Below are 17,526 nucleotides of genomic sequence, written 5' to 3' on the forward strand. Positions count from 1 at the left end.
GGGTTCAGCCGATCTTGTCCATCGTGACTTGGAGAGCCTGCATCACGTGCCGTCTCGCGGCCGCTGCTGCCGCATCTGCGTCGCGACTCTTGAGTGCGTCGAGGATCTCCCGATGGCCGCAGATCGCGTCGGTGGCTTCCTGGTCGCTGTAAAGGCGGGCGACCCGACGGTTGAAGAATTGTTCGGAGTTCTGCTTGTTCAGCGTCGCCAGCAGATCGTTGCCGCAGATCTGCACGATGGCCTCGTGGAACACGCCGTTGAGCTGGACGATGACAGCTCTGCTGCCTTCGGCGATCGACTCCTCGTGGGCGCCGATCGCCTCGATCGAGGCGATCTGTTCGTCGGTGGCGCGTTCGGCGACCAGCCGGGCGGCCATCTCCTCGAGCGCGGCGCGGACCTCGTAGATCTGCCGGATCTCGTCGCCGGTGTGCTCGCGCACGACATATCCGCGGTTGACCGCGACGATCAAACCGTCGGCGGCCAGGAGCTGCAACGCTTCGCGGACGGGTGTACGCGAGATGTTCAGTCGCTCGGCCAAGGTTCCCGCAACGAGCCGTTCATTGGGTCTGATGCGACCTTCGAGGATGTCCGAGCGCAGTTGGGCGTGGGCCTCGCGGGTGAGGGAGACGTTCGTCGTCATTGGGAGGCCTTTCCGCCAGCGATTGAGGGTTCAGCATACAACTGTGCATTCAACTTTCCGGCGTGGCCTGACCGCGATTCGGGCGTCGGCGGCATCCACGATTCGGACACTTGGTTGCTGAATTCTACACTGCATGCAATCCTGCATGCATGCCAGAGTTTCAATTCTCACCGTCCCACGACGTGCTCGAGCCGCTGCGTGTTCTCGACAAGTCGGGCCATCTTCTCGTCGATGAGTCTCCGCTCACCGACGACGAAGCACTTGCCGCTCTCGGGCTCATGCTCCTGACGCGTACGTTCGACGAGAAGGCCACGAGCCTGCAACGTCAAGGCCGCTTCGGCACCTTCTCGTCGGTCCGCGGGCAGGAAGGTTCGGTCGTCGGTGCGGCCTCGGCCCTCGATCCGGCCCGCGACTGGGTTGTGCCCCAGTACCGCGAGCTTCCTGCGCTGCTGCGCCAGGGCCTGCCGCTGGAGAACTTCGCGCTGTATTTCATGGGCCACCCCGCAGGTGGGTCGATCCCCGATGACGTCAACGTCCTGCCGATCCAGATCTCGCTCGCCGCCCAGCTTCCTCAGGCGGTCGGACTGGCGTGGGGTCTGCGCAAGCAGGGCCGCGACTCCGTCGTCACGACGTTCGTCGGCGACGGGGCGTCCTCGGAAGGCGACTTCCACGAGTCGCTCAATCTCGCAGGCGTCACCAAGGCACCGGTCATCTTCTTCCTACAGAACAACGGTTGGGCGATCTCGACCCCACGCAGCATCCAGACCGCCGCGCGGACGTTCGCCGAACGCGGTCCGGGCTACGGCGTCGAAGGCATTTACGTCGACGGCAACGACCTCTTTGCGGTGCATGCCGCGATGAGGATCGCCGTGGCACGGGCCCGTGCCGGCGAAGGGCCGACGCTGATCGAGTCGCTGACCTGGCGCGCGGGCGCCCACAACACCGCCGACGACCCCACCAAGTACGTCGGAGCAGACGATCACGAGCAGTGGGAGGGCACCGACCCCATCGAACGGGTCCAGGCCTATCTGACCCGACGCGGACTCTGGACCGAAGAGGTCGAGCAGGACGTGCGTGACCGTTGCGTGGCCGAGGTCGAACGCGCGCTGAGCGTCGCGCAGAAGACTGCCCCGGCAGGCGTCGAAGCGATCTTCGAGCATGTGTTCGCCGAACCGCCGGCACGACTGGACCATCAGCGCGCCCAGTGGGTCGCCGCCGCGAGCAAGGGGATCTGAGATGACCGTCAAGACCATGGTTGAAGCGATCCGCGAGACGCTCGCCGACGAGATGGAGCGGGACGAGCGCATCGTGTTGATCGGCGAGGACGTCGGCAAACTCGGCGGAGTCTTCCGAGCCACGGACGGACTGCAGGCCAGATTCGGCGCCGACCGGGTTGTCGACATGCCCCTGGCCGAAGGCGTTATCGTCGGCTCGGGCATCGGTCTGGCGATGAGCGGGCTGCGGCCGGTCGTGGAGATCCAGTTCCTCGGCTTCGGGCACCAGGCGTTCCACCAGATCGGCCAGCAAGTAGCCCGTTTGCGGTACCGCTCGCAAGGCCGGTTCGCGATCCCCATGGTCATCCGCGCGCCGTTCGGCGGTGGTGTCCGCACCCCCGAGCTGCACTCTGATGCGTTCGAGGCGCTGTACGCGCACGCCCCCGGGCTCAAGGTTGTCGCGCCGTCGACGGCGCACGACGCCCGCGGACTGTTGACCGCGGCTCTCGAGACCGACGATCCGGTGCTGTATCTGGAGCCGCTCAAGGGTTACCGGCTGAGCCGTGACGACGTGCCCGAAGAGCGCTACACCGTCCCCATCGGCGAGGCGGCCGTCGTCCGCGAAGGCGCCGACGTCACCTTGATCGCCTGGTCTGCGGCGGTAGGTCTGGCGAAGCGGGCAGCCGAGGATCTGGCCGCGCAGGGGATCGATGCCCAGGTTGTGGACCTGCGGTCGTTGGTGCCGCTGGACGTCGACACGGTCGCGCGGGCGGTGTCGTCGACGGGACGCGCGGTCATCGTGCACGAGGCGCCGCTGACCGGAGGGTTCGGGGCTGAGCTGGCCGCGACGATCCAGCAGGAGTGCTTCTACGACCTGGAGGCCCCGATCCTGCGCATCACCGCCCCCGACACTCCGTATCCGCTCGCGGGAATCGAGGACTCATACGTGCCCAGCCAAGAGCGTGTCGTGCGTGAGGTCCTCGCCCTGATGGAGGTTTCGGCGTGAACGAACAGTTCGAGTTCTCCCTCCCCGACGTCGGCGAAGGCATCGCCGAGGCGGAGATCGTCGAGTGGCACGTCGCAGTAGGTGACGAGGTGCGTGAGGACGCTCCGCTAGTCACGGTCGAGACCGACAAGTCCTTGGTCGAGCTGCCCTCCCCGGTCGCCGGGACGATCACGACGCTGCACGCCGAAGAAGGCGTGGTGGTCCAGGTCGGATCGCCGATCGTGACGGTGCAGATCGCCGAGGGCGCGACGGCGCCCGCGGTCGAACACGCCCCGATCGCCGCCGGTGTTCCCGACAGTGTGCCGGTGCCCGATGTTCCTTTAGCGACGGCCACGCACGTTCTGGCGAGCCCGTACACCCGTCGGCTCGCGGTACAGCGGGGCATCGACCTCGCCGAGGTGACCGGTTCGGGGCCCCATGGACGGGTCCTGGCGAGCGATCTCGACGATCACGTTTCGGGCAAGACCCGTCCTGACGCGTCTGGACCGGTGCGCTCCGACCGGCCCGCCCCCGCGCGCAGCCACGACGACGAGATCGTTCCCGTACGCGGACTGCGCAGGCAGATAGCCCGCTCGATGACCGAGGCGCTCGCGATTCCGCACGTCACCGAGTTCAAAGAGGTCGATGCGACTGCGCTGTTGCGGGCGCGCGCCGCCCTCAAGCCGCATTTCGAGGCTCGCGGACAGAAGCTGTCGGTGCTGCCGTTCCTGCTGCGGGCGGTGACACGGGCCCTGTTGCTCCAGCCGTCGATCAACGCGACGTACGACGCGGACCGCGAGGAGTTGACCCGCTACGCCGGAGTGCACCTCGGCGTCGCTACTGCCACCGACGACGGATTGATCGTCCCGGTCATCCGCGATGCCGATCAGCTCGGCATCCAAGGACTCACCGAAGCGGTGGATCGGCTGGCCGACCGCGCCAGGACCCGCACCGCGACCCTCGACGAACTCACGGGCGGCAGCTTCACGGTGACCAACTTCGGTTCGTTCGGCACGTGGCTGGGCACGCCGGTGATCCGCCCGCCTGAGGTCGGCATCGCCGGATTCGGCCGGATCGCCGAGAAGGTCGTCGCAGTCGACGGCCAGGCCGTGGTCCGGCCGATGTTGCCCATCGCCGTGGCCGTCGATCACCGCATCAACGACGGTGCCGACTTGGGGCAGTTCGTCGCGGCGGTCGCCGAGGCGATCGTCGAGCCGCTGCTCCTGCTCGGCTGAACCCGTCCTGTCACGACACAGACTCGCCAGATCCCGTCCCGCCAGGACAGAAGGAGAAAACTCACATGGTTGTCGGAGAGATGCCCGAAGGCGTCGACCTCGTGGTCGTCGGCGGGGGCCCGGGCGGTTACGTTGCCGCGATCGCAGCAGCTCAGCTCGGACGCCAAGTGGTCCTGGTGGACGCCGACGGCGCCGACGGGCTGGGCGGTGTGTGCGTTCGCGTCGGCTGTATTCCGTCCAAAGCGTTGATCGAGCTGGCGCATCACGTGCACGACGGACCTGTGTGGGCCAAGCGCGGAGCGCCTGCCGTCGGCGGGTCCGACGTCGACCTGGCGGCATTCCAGACATTCAAGAACGACGTGGTCTCCGGTCTCAACGCCGGAGTGCGGGGTCTGCTCAAGAGCGCAGGGGTCGACGTCCGTCAGGGCTACTTCCGGCTCACCCGACCCGATCAGGGAGCGCTCGTGACAGATCCGGAGGCTCCGCCGAGTCATCTGCAGTTCGCGTCGTGCATCCTGGCGACCGGATCGCGGCCCATGCCCTTGGCCGTCTTGCCGGTCGACGGCATGCGCATCGTCGGCTCCACCGGAGTGCTCGATCTCGACGAGCTTCCCGCCCGGGTCGCGGTGGTCGGCGGCGGCTACATCGGGATCGAGCTCGGAACCGCTTTGGCCAAGTTGGGCTCCGCGGTCACGATCGTCGAGGCCGAATCGACTCTGCTGCCCACCATGGACCCTGCTGCGGGGCGCGCCGTGGCCAAGCGGTTGAAGGAGCTCGGCGTCGCGGTCAGGACGTCGACGACCGTCACGGGGGACGACGGACAGTCGCTCAGGGTCACCGGCAGCGGCGGCGAGGAGGGCATCGAGGTCGACCTCGTCGTGGTGGCGATCGGCCGGGTGCCCAACACCGACGACCTGGGCCTGGAAGCGATCGGAGTTGCTCCTGGTCCACGTGGTCTGCTGGAGGTCGGACCCGATCGACTGCTGACACCTCGGATCGCCGCGATCGGCGACATCACTCCGGGTCCGGCACTGGCACACAAGGCCAGCGCCGAGGCGCATGTGGCAGCTGCGGTGCTCAGCGGACATCGGGAGGTCTACGACCCGCGGACCGTCTCGGCCGTCATCTTCAGCGATCCCGAGATCGCGCAGACGGGACTCACGGTCCAAGAGGCCGAAGCCGCCGGTCACACCGTACGGAGATCGTCGTTTCCGGTGTCGGCCTCCGGCCGGGCCCGCACGATGGGCGCGAGCGCGGGGCAGGCCGACTGGATCGTCGACGACGGCACAGGCATCGTGCTCGGCGCGTTGATCATTGGACCACATGCCACCGAGCTGATCGGCGAGGCTGCCCTGGCCATCGAGATGGGTGCACATCTCGAAGACATCGCCGGAACGATTCATCCCCATCCGACGATGTCCGAAGTGCTGCACGAGAGCGCGCTCGTCGCATTGGATCGCCCGGTCCACGTCCCGAGGGGGACACGATGAACGCGAGTGCCTCTGGCCCGGTGTTCCACGCCAGGCCCGGGCAGGTCGCCTACGGCTACCCGATCGGCATGCTGTGCGCTCAGTGGAACATCCCGTTCGTGCCCGGCGACCTCAACAACGCCGCGACCTTCGACTTCCCGATGCGCTACCTCGAAGTTGACGGCGTATCCGGTGCCGACGTCCTGCGCGGTAACGGCGAGACCTTCACCCGCCTGCTGATCGAGGGGGCACGTCAACTCGAAGCCGAAGGGGTGCGCGCCATCACCGGCAACTGCGGCTTCATGGCGGTCTGTCAGGACGAGGTCGCCGCCGCGGTCGATGTGCCGGTGTTCATGTCGAGCCTGCTGCAGGTGCCGATGCTCAGCAGGATGCTCGGACCTCACCGCCGGCTAGGAATACTGGCTGCCAACTCCGCCGCGCTGACCCCGAGCGTCCTGGGAGGTGCAGGTATCACCGACCTGGATCGCATCGTGATCGGCGGACTCGAGCACCAACCACACTTCCGTGACGTCATCCTCGAGGAGACGGGCACCCTCGACCTCGCGTTGATGAACGCCGAGGTTGTCGCCACAGCGGTCGAGCTGAAGCTGGCGTTCCCCGACCTCGGTGCGTATCTGCTCGAATGCAGCGATCTGCCCGTCTACTCCGCCGCGATCCGCGAAGCGACCGGCCTTCCCGTCTTCGACTGGGCCTCGTACATCGGCTATGTCGAGCGAGCCGCCAATCCACAGCCCTACACGGTCGGCATCTGCTGACCGTCCTGTACCGACCGACAACCCACCAAGGAAAGAAGTCCCATGAGCACCATTCGCACCGTCAACCCGTCCACATTCGGCCCCGCCCTGTTCCCGTACTCCCAGGCCACGGTGGCGAACGGATTCGTCTTCGTCGCCGGCCAGGTCGCACTCGACGATGACAACAAGGTCGTCGCACCCGGTGACGCCTATGAGCAGACCAAGGTCACCCTCGACCGGATCTCGCGGGTTCTGGCAGAGGTCGGCGGAACCCTCGACGACGTGTTGACCGCCACGGTCTTCGTTCCCGGGCTGGAGCATCTGCCGGAGTTCAACCGCGCCTGGCAGGAAGTCTTCGGCTCGCACCGTCCGGCGCGCGCCACGGTCGTGGCCGGACTCCTCATCGACGGTCTCGTCGTCGAGGTCCAGTCCACGGCCGTGCACCACGGCGCCTGAACGGAACAGATATGAAGACAGTCATCCTCGGCGGAGGCATCATCGGTGTCACCTCCGCGTATTACCTGGCCAAGGAAGGCCATGACGTCACGGTGATCGAACAGCGCGAAGAGTTGGGCCAGGACGCCACCGGTGGCAACGCCGGACTGGTCGCGCCGGGTCACTCGTTCGCCTGGGCCTCGCCACAGGCACCCAAGATGTTCTTGAAGTCGCTCGGCGGCCAGGCCACCGCGATCCGGGTCAAGATCAGCGCCGATCCGCGGTTCCTGTGGTGGGGCATGCAGTTCCTGCGCGAGTGCACGACCAAACGGGCCCGCATCAACACCCTGGCCAAGCTGGCGCTGTGCCAGTACAGCCAGGCCGAGATGGATGCCCTCGCTGAGCTCGAAGGTATCGAGTACGACGCGGTCAAACAGGGCGCGGTGTACCTCTACCGCGATGAGAAGGAACTGCAGCTCGGTCTGGCCAAGATGAAGCTCCTGACCGACAACGGTCAACAAGTCCGCCAGCTCACTGCCGATGATCTCGTCGCGCTCGATCCGGCTTTCAAGGACGCGGCACCCAAGCTGACCGGTGCGATCCATGGAGTCACCGACGCCAGCGGCAACTCCGAGCTGTTCACCCTCAACCTCGCGCGGGTCTGCCAGGAGAAGTACGGGGTCACCTTCGTGACCGGTGTGACCGCGAAGAAGTTTCTGGCCGAGGGGCAGCGGGTCACGACCTTGGTCACCGACAAGGGCGATTACACCGCCGAGCAGTTCGTGCTTGCTCTTGGCATCCAGAGCCCGTTCCTGTCGCGGACCGTCGGTCAGAACCTGCCGGTCTATCCGGCCAAGGGATATTCGCTGACCGTCGACGTGACCGATCCTTCGGCCGCGCCGACCGTGTGCGGTGTCGACGAGAAGACCCTGGTGGCGTGGTCGCGCTTCGGCGACACCTTGCGGATGAGCTCGACGGCCGAGTTCGACGGCTACGGTCGGGGCTTCAAGGACGACGACTTCTCCAATATCTTCGCGATGGCTCAGGAGCTGTTCCCGGGCGCGGCCGACTGGGACAACGCCTCGATGCGCTCGTGCCTGCGACCCATGACGCCCGACGGCCCGCCGATCATCGGGCGGGGCAAGAAGCACACCAATTTGTACTACAACACGGGTCACGGTCACATGGGCTGGACCATGGCATGCGGGTCGAGCCTGATGCTGTCGGACATCGTGGCCGGACGGCCCTCGGCGGTCGACACGTCGGCGTTCGTGGTGCGGAACAGGCGCAAGGGATGAGTGTGCCGGCCGGCCGGGCCCTGGTCACAGGCGGCGCGAAGGGAATCGGACTGGCCATCAGCGAGCGACTGGCCGCCGACGGGCATGACGTGTTCATCACGGGCCGCGACGCCGAAGCGATCGACCATGCGGTCGAGACCATCTCGTCGCGGACCGGCGGCCGGGCGCACGGCCACCGCATGGACGTCGGCGATTCGGCCGAAGTCGATGCGGTGTTCGACAGCATCCTTGCCGACCACGGACCGTTGTCGGTGCTGGTGAACTCCGCGGGCGTAATCGTGCGGTCACCCGCGGAGAGCTACTCCGACGACGACTGGTTGCGAGTCATCGACACCGATCTCAACGGTGTCTTCTGGTGCTCCAGAGCGGCCGCGCGGCACATGCTGCCGCAAGGTTCTGGTGCGATCGTCAACATCAGTTCGGTGGCCGCCAATGTCGGTATCTCGGGTCGTGCGTCGTACACGACCGCCAAGGCCGGACTCACCGGGCTGACCCGCACCTTGGCCCTGGAATGGGCCGAACGCGGAGTGCGGGTCAACACTGTGGCCCCCGGATGGACTCTCACCGAGATGGTGCAGTCGGGGTTCGACTCTGGGGATCTCGACGAGGCGACCCTGACGGCTCGCATTCCCCAGGGACGGCTGGCTGCCCCCGCGGAAGTCGCGGCGGTGGTCGCGTTCCTGGCCTCGAACGAGGCGAGCTATGTGACGGGGCAGGTTCTGACCGTGGACGGTGGATTCACCGTCAACGGCGACGCTGTGTGACCGCGCGGGGTCACACCCTGCCGAAGTCGCGGTCGCGCATGCCGGCGGCGAGTCCGTACGCCACTCCCACGAAGACCACCAGGGCCATCGTCCCGACACCGGCAGCGACATGGGCGGTCTGTGCGATGACGCCGGCGACCACTGCTCCGATCGGTGCGCCGCCCCAGGCGAGCATCCGGCCGGTCGTGTTGACCCTCGCCTGCAGACGATCGGGCGTGAGCTGTTGACGCAGGCTGATGCCGTTGAGGATCACGATCGTGTTGCCGACGCTCCAGACCAGGAGGCAGGCCGCGGCGGCGATGATCGAGGTGGATGCCGCGAGCAGGACGAGGGCCAGAAGACAGAGACCGAGGGCGCCCAGGGTTATCCGGCCCACCGCGATATGGCGGACCAGACGCGGGAGGGCCGCCGCGGCCAGGAATCCTCCCACGGCCACAGTCGTGAGGAGGCCGCCGAGAGCCCCGCCCCCGGACGTGATGTCGAGTCGTTCGACCCCCAGCACGAGAAGGAGTCCGGTCACACCACCGGCCGCCACCGAGTTGGCGACGCCTAGCAGCGTCAGGGGACGAATGACGTCGTGCCGCCATAGGAATACGATCCCTTCGCCGATGTCCGAGCGCAGGGTGGGACGTTCGTGGTCCGCCGTCTTTTTCAGCGGGCCCATGGGACGGACGACTGCCAGCATGCAGATCGCGGCCAGGACGTAGCACGTGGCGTCCACGCTGAGGACATTGTGGGCGCCCATCAGTGGAACGAGTAGTCCGCCGAGAGCGGGAGCGCCGATGCCGAGGAGGGTCGACGCCGTCCAGAGCGCGCTGTTGGCCCGTCCGATGTCGGTTCGCTCGACGATCGTGGGCAGGGCACCGAACGCGGCGGCATCGAACCACACGAACGCCGACGCGACGACCGCCGCCACGACCAGTACGTGTGCGACGTGGAGTGTGCCGAAGTGCTCCGTGACCGGGACGGTCAGGAGAGCGAAGGCCGATACGACCTGCGCGCCCAGCATGATCCGGCGGCGGGGCAGCCGGTCAGCCATGGCTCCGGCGAGAAGCCCGAAGACGAGATAGGGCGCAACCTGCAGCGCCGTCACCGACGAGGTGAGCGAGGGTGATTCCGTCAGGTCGTAGACGATGACCGGGAGGGCGACCGCCGTGAGCGCGGAACCCACGACGGCCACCATGCGGGCGGCCCAGAACCAGCCGAAGTCACGTCCCAGGCCGCGCGAGGTCACCCGTGCAGACCCTTGGCGACGATGCGGGCGCCTTCGATGGCCGACAGGGTTCCGGGCTGGACGAAGGTGTTGTCGACCGCGATAAGTCGGCCCGACTTCGCGGCTGGCGTGTCGCGCAGATTCTTGGTCAGGTACGCGCGGGTCTTGGCTTCGTGCTGCTTGTCGTTGACCGCGAAGACAAGCGCCTCCGGGGCCTTGGCCAAGATGACTTCGGCGTTGACCTCGGCGGCGAAGAAGTCGGCGAAGCGACCGTCGCCCGCGAACACGTTCTCGCCCCCGCCCAGACGCAGCACATCGATCTCGACGGCGCCGCCGATCGCGTAGAGCTTGCCGCCTTCGACATAGACCTGGGCGGCCGGGACCGGTGCATCGTCTCCGACGATGTCGGCCACCTCGGCCAGATCGGCGCGGGCCTGCTTCTCGACCTCCGCCGCCTTGTCTTCGGCACCGAACGCCTTGCCGAGGAATGCGATGTCGTCGAAGGTGTCCTCGACAGTTCCGGCGGAGCGCCGGTCCTTGCAGCCGGCGGTGGCGACCCAGGTCTGGGCGCCGACGCTTTCGAGGTCGTCGTAGCTCGCGAATCCCATATCGCTCGTGAATTCGTACTCGGTGCCGCTCAGCACGAGGTCGGGAGTCTTGGCCAGGAGCGTCTCGCGGTTGGGCGGGGTGTCGGCACTGATCGAGGGGATTGCCTCGATCTGCGGTGCCAGTTCCGGCGATGGCTCGCCGAGAGCGTCTTGGGCCTGGGCGACGATCTTGTCACCGAGGCCCAGCTGAATCAGCAACTCGGTGATGCTGGGGTGCATGCTGACGATGCGCTGCGGTGTGTCGGCGATCGAGATCTCGCGGCCGCAGTTCTGCGCCACGACGGGATAGTCGCCGCTCGCGGACGCAGGGGTCTTGTCACTGCCGGTCGTGACGGTGCCACAAGCGGCGAGTGAGGTGAGCAGAGCTGCCGCTGCCAGGCCGAGGCGACTCGTCCTGAGATGGGATGTGGTCATGTTTCTCCTGATTCAAGGCGTTGTGGCGTGGGCACGCTGCCCGCGCCGATGGGTGAGGGCGACCACGGGTCGACCTGTCCGGGGGTGGGTGAGCAGATCGCAGTCGACGCCGTAGACGTTCTCGATCCGTTCGGTCGTCAAGACCTCGGCGGGGGTGCCGACGGCGACGAGTCGTCCGGCGCGCAGCAGCGCCACGCGGTCGCAGTAGGTGCTTGCGAGCGTCAGATCGTGCAGTGCGACGACGCATGTGAGGTCGAGGGATGCCACGAGCTCGAGCAGTCCGAGCTGATGTGAGACATCGAGGTGATTGGTCGGCTCGTCGAGCAGCAGTACCTGTGGTTGCTGGCACAGTGCTCGTGCCAGCAGCACGCGTTGGCGTTCACCTCCCGACAGCGTGGGAAATGAGCGCCCCGACAGATGTTCGGCATCGGTCCGGCGCAAGCTCTCGGCAGCCAGCTCGAGATCGGACCGATCACCCGACGACCGCCGGTGCGGGATGCGTCCGAGGAGGACGACATCGAGTACGGAGAGCTCGATGTCGGTCGCGTGATCCTGCGAGAGGACGGCGCACCGGCGCGCGATCGCCTGCCGACCGGCTGTCCCGACATCGAGATCGTCGAGTGTGATGCGTCCCCGCGTCGCTGGCAGGATCCCGCTGACGGCCCGCAGCAGCGTCGATTTGCCACTACCGTTGGGTCCGAGCAGGCCCACGACCTCGCCGCGCCGGGCAGTCAGGCTTACCTCGTGCAGGATCGGGGTGCCGCCGATGACGACGGAGACATCGTCGACGATGAGTTGATCGCTCATCGTTCGGCTCCCATCGGCCGACGCCGCATGAGCCACAGGAAGAAGGGTGCGCCGACCAGGGCCGTCACGACACCGATCGGGATCTCGCGCGGCGAGGCGGCGGTACGCGCGATCGTGTCGACGAGCACGAGCAGGACGGCGCCGGTGACAGCCGACAGCGGGATCAGCGCACGATGGCCGGCTCCGATCATGAGGCGGCAGACGTGTGGCACGACCATTCCGACGAAACCGATCCCGCCCGCGACCGCGACGACGGCGCCGGTCAGCGCGGACGTGACGACCAGCGTTTCGAGCCGAAGACGCGTCATGTCGACGCCGAGCGAGGCCGCGGTCTCCTCACCGGTCATTGCCGCATCGAGGTGATCGGCCCGCCACACGGCGTAGGCGATGCCGATCGCCAGCGCGACGGCCGGTATCGCCAGAAGGCTCCAGCTCGCCGAACTGATGCTGCCGAGCAGGAAGAACATGAGTCCGGGCAACTTGCCGTGGTCGGCCGTCACGGTGATCCACCCGGTGATGGCACTGAAGAGGTATGAGAGCGCGACACCCGCGAGAACCAGCCGCAGCGGTTCCAGCCGGCGACCGCGCACGGTCAGCACGTAGACCGCGATTCCGGCGGTCGCCGCTCCTGCGAATGCCGAGCCGGTCACCAGCAGCCCGGGGACTGTCGCACCGATTGCGAGAGCGCCGACCGCACCGAGCGCGGCCCCTGAGGATGCGCCCAGCACGTAGGGATCGGCGAGCGGGTTGCGGATGATGGCCTGCAGGATCGTCCCGACCGCGGCAAGTGTCGCCCCGACGAGGGCGGCCAGGAGTACCCGCGGGACGCGGAACGTCCACACGATCTGGTCTTCCACCTGGGTCCAGGCCGCCTCGATCGATCCGGGCATGATGTGCGCCCAGAGGATTTGGATAGTCGTGCTGGGGCTGACCCCGACCGGGCCGACTCCCACGCTGAGGACTGCGACGAGAAGTAGCGCGATGAGCGCGCCGGTCACCGCCAAGCGGCGCCGACGCACTCCGACGTGGTGCACGGCGTCCGCTGTGGTGGGCGGGTGAGCAGAGGTCGTAGCCATATCGGAATGATAACCATTCCCATTAGGGGGACTCGACGTGGCCTGGCCGGGCCCGCGCTACATGCCTGCTTCAGATCAGTGCGCGCCGACTCCCGCCGGACGTTCGGATCCCGTGCGTTCCATGTCAGCCCTGCTGGAGCGCATCATGGCAAATGCCACGAGGGCGCCGGCGAAGGTCAGGCCGGCCGCCCACCAGAACACCGTCGTGTACCCGTGGATGCTGGCCTCGACAGCGGCTCGTGGGCCGGGGTTGTCGGTCGCGTAGTCGGCGACCGCGCTGGCGAACAGGGTCGAGAGCAGCGCCGTGCCCACCGATCCGCCGATCTGCTGCGCCGTGTTGAGCATCGCCGATGCCACTCCGGTGTCGCGTTCGTCCACGCCGAGGGTGCCGGTCGCGAACGTCGTGGTGAACAGGAAACCTGCGCCGACGCCGACGAGGAGCAGCGCCGGCAGGATCGTGAGGTAGCCCGAGCTGCTCGTGATCTGGGCGAGCACGACCATGCCTGCGGCGGCGAGCAGGAGGCCCCACACGATCAGGACGCGCGGGCCGAGCTTGGGCAACAGCACCGATGCGCACACGCCCGACACGATCATGACGGTGATGTTCAACGGCATGAAGGCCAAGCCGGCCTTGACCGGGGAGTAGCCGAGGTTCTGCTGCAGGAAGTAGGTCAGGAACAAGAACACGCCGAACATCGTGATGCCGAGCACCGCGATCGAAAAGTACGAGCCACCACGTGTCGCGTTGAGGACGACGCGCAAAGGCAGCAGGGGTTCGCGCACCCTCTGCTCGATCATGACGAAGGCGATCAGCAGCAGGGGTGCGGCCACGAGGGATGCGATCGTCAGCGGGGAGTCCCAGCCGCGCGCCTCGGCAGAAGAGACGCCGAAGACGAGGGCGAAGATTCCCAAGGTTCCGGTCACGGCGCCGGGGACGTCGATCGTGCGTGCGTGACCGTCTGCTGCCCGGTCGCGATGATGCGCGTGGACGTAGACGATGGCCGCGATCGCGGCCGGCACCGCGAACGCCAGGTTGACGTACAGGCACCAGCGCCACGACAGCCACTGCGTCAGGACACCGCCGAGGAGGAGGCCGACGCCGGCTCCGGCACCTGCGATCGCGCCGAAGATGCCGAACGCCTTGCCGCGTTCTTGCGGATCGGTGAACGTCACCGAGAGGATCGCCAGGGCCGCCGGGGCGAGTGCGGCGGCGAACACGCCTTGAAGGGCACGCGAGACGACGAGGAGTTCGAAGCTGTTGGCGGCACCGCCGAGCGCGGAGGCCAAGGCGAAACCGAACAGGCCGACAATGAACATCTGCTTGCGGCCGAACAGGTCGCCGAGGCGTCCGCCGACCAGCAGGAGGGAACCGAACGCCAAGGCGTAGGCCGTGACGACCCACTGCCGGTTTTCGTCGCTGAAGCTCAGGTCCGACTGGGCTGACGGCAAGGCGATGTTGACGATCGTGGCGTCCAGGACGACCATCAGCTGGGCGACACCGACGATGGCCAGAATGATCCAGCGGGCGGCGTGGTTTGGATCGGTCGACGATGGGTGAGGCGCGCGGGCGCTCATGAAATTGCTCCTCGAGATTGGCGGAACGGGTGGGAAAGACCCACCCGCGAGGGGTGGTCTTTGCGCCCTTGCCCTAGCGCCAACGACCGAAGAACGCTCGACGAGCCGGGAAGACCGGATGAGGCCAGGTCGAGTGGACTTCTCGCGCGCGGGAACCGAAAAAAGGTCACTCCGTGCGCGGCGTCAAAGTTAACACTCGACAGACGTTTCGGCCGCCTCGAACAGGCCGTTCCGGGCTGCGCGGATCGTCACATTGACGCTCGGCGAGTGTTGTGGGCACTGGCGTCGTGTGTTGGGAGATATCTCCGATGCGACGCGAGCCTTGAGTATTGGCAGGAACGTGGCTTAGCGTTCGCCAACCTGGAGGTACCGGCCCGCAGCGGCCCTCGTGGCCGAAGCGTCGGCCAACTCTTCTGTCCCGAACTTTGGCACCAGGTCGAGGGTGCCGTCCGACATCCTCCGACCAGCGAAAAGATATTGCTGATCAGAATTCAGGAGGTTGTCTCCTTCAGGAAGCATGAGTTCGGTGCCGTCTTTGGTGACCCCTCCTCCGAACCCGACCAGAGTGGTTCCGGGTGTCTTGCCATCGAGAGATTGGTCGACCTCAACCTCGTAGACCGTAAGTGGATCCAGGCCGTCATCGTCGAGATACTTAGTCTCGACCTTGCGAGCGACCGTACCTATGAAGATCTCGTCGCTAAAGTCCGCAAGCTCTTGTGGGCTTTCGGGGTCAAACTTATAGATGGCCGAGACTCGGCTCACAGGCAGACCGTCGATGTGCTCGACCTCGGAGTCTGGGGCCGCAGAGCTGCCCGACTGATCGGGGCTGCATCCGGACACAATGGAGAACGTGAGGGCTGCTGCGACGAGCGCAGTGGTTCGGGTCGCTGTCGTCATGAGATCCTCACCAGAGACTTTTGTAGTCGGTTTCGTCGTGCGCACGCACGGTGGTCCATCCTCGAATTGCGTAGTACATGATGTTTTTCCATGATGTCGACTCGTGATCGTCCAGACCGAGCGCATGCCCCATCTCATGAACCATCACATTCTTCATGTTGTTGCCACTCGTATTGCTCATGTAGTTGATCTCAAGCTCGAGCAGGTCGATCTTCGGATACGGGCGGCTGTGGTAGCGACCGGCCCAAGCGGCTGAGGGCCGGTCCACATCCTTGATCTCGAGGTCCGCATTGGTGGTCGCGGAATCGCCCTTGAAGTCGACTCCGCCGACCGCATTCCACTCGCTCTTCGCGTGTTTGAAGGTCGCGTTGTACCTCGTGTTCTCCTCATATCGGATCTCACCACCGTCTACCGAGTCGTGGCCGGAAAAGTGCGCCGCCATGGCCGGACTTGCTATTACGAGCACGAATCCCACTGCAATACCAGTTCCGCCTGCTACCCATCGCCTGCGCGTCATGCCGCAAGATTACGGCGTCAGGCGTAATTGTGTCTGTCTTTCGCAATAAAACCTATGAGGTCTCGAACCGTCGCGCGCGGGGACCTTTGGGTCAATTCGTGCTGCCATCGCAGCGCATTCGACCCCACGGTGTGCTCCGGGCCACATCCGCTCTTGACACTAAACCTAAAACATTTAATGCTTTGGGTATTAATTCGAACCGATGGAGCTCACAGTGATGGCAGAACCGACCTTCAACATGGCGGACCCGAGATTCTCGGTGAAGTCCGACCTGGTCCGCGATGCGCGCGACAGCGATTGGTACGCGACGACCAACTACGGACTCGCGATCCTGCGGTATGCCGAGGTCAACAAGCTCATGAAGCATCCGAAGCTTCGTCAGGGCAGTGTCGCCTGGCCGGCCCACAACGGCGTCACGACCGGAACGTTCGCCGACTGGTGGGCGAGCTGGATCCTCAACAAGGAAGGCGAGGATCACCGGCGTCTTCGCCGCCTGCTCAATCCGGCCTTCTCGCCCAAGCTCCTGGCCAGTCTGGCGCCGCGCTTCGCCGACCTGGGCAATGAGCTGATCGACGGCTTTGCCGACCGCGGCGAAGTGGAGTTCGTCTCGGAGTTCGCCGAACCATATGCCGCACGAGTCATCGCGATCATGCTCGGGATCCCGGAGGCGGAGTGGAAGACCATCGCGAGCCTGTCGACCACGATCGGTCTCGCGATGGGTGTCACGCTGCGCGAAGATCTGCCTCGCATCGAAGAAGCGCTGCTCGGGCTGTACGAGTACGGTGACCAGCTCATCGCAGATCGCTTGGCCAATCCGCAGGACGATTTCGTCACCCGGCTGGTGCAGGCCCAGCGCGATGAAGACAGCCTCAGCGAGCTGGAGCTGCGCCAGACCCTCGCCCTGCTCGTGTTCGGCGGCTTCGACACGACCCGCAATCAGCTGGGTCTCGCGATCCAGACCTTCATCGAGCACCCCGACCAGTGGAAGCTGCTGGCCGACAACCCGGATCTCGGTGGCGCGGCGGTCGAAGAGGTCATGCGCGTCAATCCGACCGTGACCTGGGTGACCCGCGAAGCGCTGGAAGATTTCACGTTCCAGGATCTCGAGATCAAGGCCGGCACGACGCTGCACCTGTTCTCCGAGTCGGCCGGAACCGATCCGCGTGCTGTCGACGGCGGATTCGACATCACCGCCGAACGTCCGCCGCACTTCGGCTTCGGCGGCGGCGCGCACCACTGCCTCGGACACTTCGTGGCCCGCAGCGATATGAGTCTCGCGCTTCCGCTGCTGGCCCAGCGCATGCCCCATGTCGCATTCGGCGGCCCGTCCGAATGGCTCCCGTTGTCGGGCAACACCGGACCCAACATCCTCCCGCTCTCATTCGACCCCACGCCCACGGCCTAGGCCAGGCCCAGCCCGAAAGGACTGCAAACATGAATCTCACAGTCGACCTCAAGAAGTGCCAGAACCACGGGCAATGCGCGATCGCGGCACCAGATGTGTTCCACATGGACGACGAGGGTGAGCTGGTATTCGATGCGAACCCCTCCGACGACACGTACGACGAAGTCGAAGAGGCTGCGGACGTGTGTCCCGTGCAGGCCATCTTCATAGAAGACTGAC

The 17,526-nt window shown here is 66.1% G+C and carries 18 protein-coding genes; 10 read left to right on the forward strand and 8 right to left on the reverse strand.

Annotated elements, in window-relative coordinates; translation table 11 throughout:
• Positions 1–4: 4 nt before the first annotated feature.
• Complete coding sequence (locus ACXJKC_RS02340) at positions 5–640, reverse strand: GntR family transcriptional regulator (RefSeq protein ID WP_456695063.1); 636 nt, start codon at positions 638–640, stop codon at positions 5–7.
• Positions 641–789: 149 nt separating this feature from the next.
• Here ACXJKC_RS02340 and ACXJKC_RS02345 point away from each other — a divergent pair, with 149 nt between their 5' ends.
• The 8 genes from ACXJKC_RS02345 (at position 790) to ACXJKC_RS02380 (ending at position 8,795) form a co-directional block, all read left to right on the forward strand.
• The gene (locus ACXJKC_RS02345) at positions 790–1,875 is read left to right on the forward strand and encodes a thiamine pyrophosphate-dependent dehydrogenase E1 component subunit alpha (RefSeq protein WP_456695064.1); all 1,086 of its coding nucleotides are present in this window, start codon (positions 790–792) and stop codon (positions 1,873–1,875) included.
• 1 nt (position 1,876) lies between these two features.
• Positions 1,877–2,860 carry an alpha-ketoacid dehydrogenase subunit beta gene (locus ACXJKC_RS02350; protein ID WP_456695065.1) on the forward strand — a complete coding sequence of 328 codons (984 nt, stop codon included), beginning with the start codon at positions 1,877–1,879 and terminating at the stop codon, positions 2,858–2,860.
• A complete protein-coding gene (locus tag ACXJKC_RS02355) occupies positions 2,857–4,074 on the forward strand; it encodes a dihydrolipoamide acetyltransferase family protein (protein WP_456695066.1) in 1,218 nt (405 codons plus the stop codon). Before ACXJKC_RS02350 ends, ACXJKC_RS02355 begins: the two co-directional genes overlap by 4 nt.
• A 65-nt stretch (positions 4,075–4,139) precedes the next feature.
• Entirely contained in the window at positions 4,140–5,564 is a 1,425-nt protein-coding gene (gene lpdA, locus ACXJKC_RS02360) for a dihydrolipoyl dehydrogenase (RefSeq protein ID WP_456695067.1), read from the forward strand.
• Positions 5,561–6,319 (forward strand): aspartate/glutamate racemase family protein, encoded by a 759-nt coding sequence (locus ACXJKC_RS02365; RefSeq protein ID WP_456695068.1) that lies wholly within the window; start codon positions 5,561–5,563, stop codon positions 6,317–6,319. Before lpdA ends, ACXJKC_RS02365 begins: the two co-directional genes overlap by 4 nt.
• A 42-nt stretch (positions 6,320–6,361) precedes the next feature.
• Positions 6,362–6,754, forward strand: a complete 393-nt coding sequence (locus tag ACXJKC_RS02370) for a RidA family protein (RefSeq protein WP_456695069.1) — start codon at positions 6,362–6,364, stop codon at positions 6,752–6,754.
• An 11-nt stretch (positions 6,755–6,765) separates the two neighbouring features.
• Positions 6,766–8,031, forward strand: coding sequence for an FAD-dependent oxidoreductase (locus ACXJKC_RS02375; RefSeq protein WP_456695070.1), 1,266 nt, complete (start codon positions 6,766–6,768; stop codon positions 8,029–8,031).
• On the forward strand, positions 8,028–8,795 hold the full coding sequence (locus ACXJKC_RS02380) for an SDR family NAD(P)-dependent oxidoreductase (RefSeq protein ID WP_456695071.1): 768 nt from the start codon (positions 8,028–8,030) through the stop codon (positions 8,793–8,795). Before ACXJKC_RS02375 ends, ACXJKC_RS02380 begins: the two co-directional genes overlap by 4 nt.
• A gap of 10 nt (positions 8,796–8,805) precedes the next feature.
• Here ACXJKC_RS02380 and ACXJKC_RS02385 read toward each other — a convergent pair whose 3' ends face one another.
• The 7 genes from ACXJKC_RS02385 to ACXJKC_RS02415 all read right to left on the reverse strand — a co-directional run bounded on the left by ACXJKC_RS02385 (position 8,806) and on the right by ACXJKC_RS02415 (position 15,902).
• Positions 8,806–10,029, reverse strand: a complete 1,224-nt coding sequence (locus ACXJKC_RS02385) for an MFS transporter (protein WP_456695072.1) — start codon at positions 10,027–10,029, stop codon at positions 8,806–8,808.
• Complete coding sequence (locus ACXJKC_RS02390) at positions 10,026–11,030, reverse strand: ABC transporter substrate-binding protein (RefSeq protein ID WP_456695073.1); 1,005 nt, start codon at positions 11,028–11,030, stop codon at positions 10,026–10,028. Before ACXJKC_RS02390 ends, ACXJKC_RS02385 begins: the two co-directional genes overlap by 4 nt.
• A 12-nt stretch (positions 11,031–11,042) precedes the next feature.
• Positions 11,043–11,837, reverse strand: a complete 795-nt coding sequence (locus ACXJKC_RS02395; protein WP_456695074.1) for an ABC transporter ATP-binding protein — start codon at positions 11,835–11,837, stop codon at positions 11,043–11,045.
• Positions 11,834–12,913: a FecCD family ABC transporter permease gene (locus tag ACXJKC_RS02400; protein WP_456695075.1), complete on the reverse strand. Its 1,080-nt coding sequence runs from the start codon at positions 12,911–12,913 to the stop codon at positions 11,834–11,836. The genes ACXJKC_RS02395 and ACXJKC_RS02400 overlap by 4 nt, the downstream gene beginning before the upstream one ends.
• 75 nt (positions 12,914–12,988) lie before the next feature.
• Positions 12,989–14,488 (reverse strand): MFS transporter, encoded by a 1,500-nt coding sequence (locus tag ACXJKC_RS02405; RefSeq protein WP_456695076.1) that lies wholly within the window; start codon positions 14,486–14,488, stop codon positions 12,989–12,991.
• 345 nt (positions 14,489–14,833) lie between these two features.
• Complete coding sequence (locus tag ACXJKC_RS02410) at positions 14,834–15,385, reverse strand: hypothetical protein (RefSeq protein ID WP_456695077.1); 552 nt, start codon at positions 15,383–15,385, stop codon at positions 14,834–14,836.
• Positions 15,386–15,392: 7 nt separating this feature from the next.
• A complete protein-coding gene (locus ACXJKC_RS02415; protein WP_456695078.1) occupies positions 15,393–15,902 on the reverse strand; it encodes a matrixin family metalloprotease in 510 nt (169 codons plus the stop codon).
• 217 nt (positions 15,903–16,119) lie between these two features.
• On the opposite strand from ACXJKC_RS02415, the gene ACXJKC_RS02420 reads away from it, so the two are divergent.
• On the forward strand, positions 16,120–17,307 hold the full coding sequence (locus tag ACXJKC_RS02420; RefSeq protein WP_456695079.1) for a cytochrome P450: 1,188 nt from the start codon (positions 16,120–16,122) through the stop codon (positions 17,305–17,307).
• Between the two features lie 29 nt (positions 17,308–17,336).
• The gene (locus ACXJKC_RS02425; RefSeq protein WP_456695080.1) at positions 17,337–17,525 is read left to right on the forward strand and encodes a ferredoxin; all 189 of its coding nucleotides are present in this window, start codon (positions 17,337–17,339) and stop codon (positions 17,523–17,525) included.
• Position 17,526: the final 1 nt, after the last annotated feature.

It is taken from the genome of Aeromicrobium sp. P5_D10, assembly GCF_054049535.1.